Source organism: uncultured Chitinophaga sp., assembly GCF_937874145.1.
Classification (GTDB): domain Bacteria; phylum Bacteroidota; class Bacteroidia; order Chitinophagales; family Chitinophagaceae; genus Chitinophaga.
The window spans coordinates 1-3,031 of the sequence record NZ_CALNBI010000446.1 but is presented as its reverse complement, the minus strand read 5'-3'; the positions used below and the strand labels follow the sequence as shown (position 1 = coordinate 3,031).

The window sequence follows — 3,031 nt, the reverse complement described above, 5'->3', positions numbered from 1 at the left end:
GATGAATAGTTTTTGGTCGTACGCGAAGATGGTCTCGATGTTCCACCCAACGCCGAGAGAGTCCTTCAGCACGGGAGCGCCGCTGTTGTGGATATCGTACACCTGGAGGGTGGCCCTGTTTACGACATACAGGTAATTGCCTTCGATGGCGAATTTGGCGAGGGAGCCCCCTTTGCCGCCACCGTTTGCAAATTCCGGTGAATTGGAATCCTTGGCGCATGCTGCGAGCAATAGTACAGCCAGGGAGAGATAAGCGTAGCAGATAGTTTTCATCAGTTGCGGCATTGAGGGTTATTAACGGTTTTGGTTTCCCATTTGATGACGCGGCCGCGGGAGCGGTCGGGACATACGAAATAGCCACTTTCCGGGGGCGCCCATCCGCTCATTTCCGGGAATACGTTGGCTTTCCGGGACTTCACGACTACATCCGGGTATTTCGAGATATCGATCACCACCAGCTCGTCGAAGCTGTTGGTATACAGCGTCAAACCTTTCAGCGCCACTTCGCCGCAACCGGGGATGGTGAGGAAGCCCAGTTTCTTCGGGTGCTGCTTGTCGGAATAATCGATGATGTGAATGCCGTGGCCGGTTTCGACCTGGAGGAGCTGCTGGCCGTAGGCGAAGATTTTCCCGCCGGAAGTGGTGTTGCGGGGCTCGTGGACGGCGATTTCCGGTTCGGGGGTATTGGCATCTCTATAAACAGGCACCCATGCGGTGACGTTTCCAGGGCCTTTGGGCTTCGTGTGGAAGTCGATGCAGCCGTTAAGCAATATGCCGGCGAACAGTGTACAGTACAAGGATGGTTTCATATAGGGGTGTGGAGTTTAATATGGAACGGCAGGTCCGGGAAAAGGTTACAGCCCCGGGAAAATTCATAAAAAAAGCAACCCGGGGAGACCGGATTGCCTTTGGATATATCATGGGATATGGAGGTTAATCGTGTTCCACCCAGACGAGTTTTTCGGTATCATACCCGATTTCACGGGCGTAGGCGAGATACTGGTCTTTTACGTCGTCGGGGATTTCGGGATCGCGGGATAAAATCCACATATAGCGGAGATCGTTACCGAAAACGAGTGCGTGGCGGTATTCGCGGTCGATGGCTACCACATTGTACCCTGCGTAGAAGGGGCCGAAAAAGGATACTTTCAGCCGGGCTTCGTCTTCCAGGAAAACGGGTTTCGCTTTACCGGTGCTTTCTGTCCATCTGCCCCGTTTATAATCATATCCCCGGTTTTCGACTTTGACCGAGCCGTCGGGATTTTGCGAATAAAAGGCGGAAACGTTGTTGAGGGACCGCTCCCAGCGGTAGTCCAGCCGTGCGATTTCGTACCACTGGCCGAGATATTTGTGGAGGTTAAACGGGCGGACGGCCTTTGCTCCTTTGGGGATGCTGACCCGCGTCGCGTTCCGTAACAGCAGTGCGCCGCCGGCCAGGGCCAATGTCCAGTATAGCGTACTTTTTTTCATACAATGGGTATTTGAGGGAGAAAGGACAAATACTATGCCTTGGCGGCACATCCCGATTGTATGATTATGATACGGAATGCGTTACCCCAGGTCCCCGAAGCAGGGAACGTGGACGTCTTTGGAGAATTCTTCCTGCAGGGAAATCATGGATTCCGTCCGGTCGACGCCGGTGATATGGTGGATCTGCTCGTACAATACGGAACGCAAGTGCTCGCGGTCGGAGCAAACCACTTCCGCCAGCAGGCTGAACTGCCCCGTCAGCGTGTGCACGCGCACAACTTCCCGGATGCGCTGCAACTTCGCCACCACGAAATCGTGCTTCGTTCCGTTCTGGAGGTAAATCCCTACGAAAGCGGTAACCTTCAGCCCGATGCTGTGCAGGTTTACCTTCATCTTCGATTCCCCCAGGATGCCGTTATCCTTCATCCGCAAAACGCGGAAATGGATCGTGCCGGGCGATACGTTGTACCGCTTCGCCAGTTCCTTGTGGGAAGTGTCCGCGTCGGAAGACAGCGCGTAGATGATGTTAAGATCGAGCTCGTCCAGCTCAGGTTGTGGTGATGCTTTGGTTGGCATTATGAATGGAGCTAATGGAGGCAAATAAGATAATTTAACGGATATAACCAAAAGAATCAGTTAGTGTAAAATTTACCCTATGCCGCGCGTACAGCCGTTTTCGGGAGCAAACGCGGCTATGTTGACTGGCGATGTTATCTTTACATCCGCTATCATGTCAGACACATCCAATACATCAAACCAGGTCATCTACGTCACGAATTTCCAGGAGCTTGTCGGCACGCCTTATCAGGGCGATAAAAACGCCGTTTGCTGGAAGCGTGAACCCATGGGCGATTTTGCCGAGATCATTCAAAAAGTGCCGCTCACCGGCAATATCACCGTGGTGGAAGAAACGGAGCTTCGCGCGTTGCAGTTAAGTGAACAAGGGCAAATCGCGCGCGACACGCTTTTACAGGACCTGCAAGATCTGAGGGACCACGGCGCGGCGCCCGTTCTGAATATTATCAAAAACTATGACGAAGACGACGGCTTCCCCTTCTTCCCCACCGATGTCTATTCGTACCACGTTGACCGCTCCCCTGTTCCGACCGACACCATTTTGTGCACTTATTACGGCGATTCGAGTGAAATATTGCCTAATGCGCAAGTCAAACAGAAAATACTGATTCCGGAAATCCGTGCGGAGCTGCGCAAATTATATGATGGTGATGACGCCGGGTTTGAAGCATTCCTGACAGATAATTTTTTCGACCTGCACTACCAGGCGGAGCCAGGTGCGCAACCGCTCACTTTAGGCAACGGGCATCTGTGGCGGTTGGCGGTTGATCATCCCGGGAGCGATGTTCTTCCGTGTGTTCACCGTGCGCCGAAGGAAAAATCGGGGTTGTATAGATTGTTGTTGATTTGTTGAATGACTTGGCAAGACGACAGCGCTGCTGCTACTGATTGTATGTAAAACAAAAAAGCCCGCAAACATCTGGTTTACGAGCTTTCTATTTTTTATGTCGCCCTGCCTGTACAATTTTCGAACTTATGTCTAATG

Annotated in this window: 5 protein-coding genes; 1 reads left to right on the top strand and 4 read right to left on the bottom strand. The window is 52.3% G+C overall.

Annotated features, from left to right (window positions below):
- The 4 genes from Q0510_RS21375 to Q0510_RS21360 all read right to left on the bottom strand — a co-directional run.
- A partial coding sequence (locus Q0510_RS21375; RefSeq protein ID WP_298716152.1) for a hypothetical protein occupies window positions 1-273 on the bottom strand: 273 nt, incomplete at its 3' end.
- Window positions 273-809: a hypothetical protein gene (locus Q0510_RS21370; protein ID WP_298716150.1), complete on the bottom strand. Its 537-nt coding sequence runs from the start codon at window positions 807-809 to the stop codon at window positions 273-275. The genes Q0510_RS21370 and Q0510_RS21375, both read right to left, overlap by 1 nt.
- A 124-nt stretch (window positions 810-933) precedes the next feature.
- The gene (locus tag Q0510_RS21365; protein WP_298716148.1) at window positions 934-1,470 is read right to left on the bottom strand and encodes a lipocalin family protein; all 537 of its coding nucleotides are present in this window, start codon (window positions 1,468-1,470) and stop codon (window positions 934-936) included.
- Between the two features lie 81 nt (window positions 1,471-1,551).
- Window positions 1,552-2,046 carry an Lrp/AsnC ligand binding domain-containing protein gene (locus Q0510_RS21360; protein WP_298716146.1) on the bottom strand — a complete coding sequence of 165 codons (495 nt, stop codon included), beginning with the start codon at window positions 2,044-2,046 and terminating at the stop codon, window positions 1,552-1,554.
- A 79-nt stretch (window positions 2,047-2,125) separates the two neighbouring features.
- Here Q0510_RS21360 and Q0510_RS21355 point away from each other — a divergent pair, with 79 nt between their 5' ends.
- Window positions 2,126-2,899: a hypothetical protein gene (locus tag Q0510_RS21355; protein WP_298716144.1), complete on the top strand. Its 774-nt coding sequence runs from the start codon at window positions 2,126-2,128 to the stop codon at window positions 2,897-2,899.
- Window positions 2,900-3,031 lie beyond the last annotated feature (132 nt).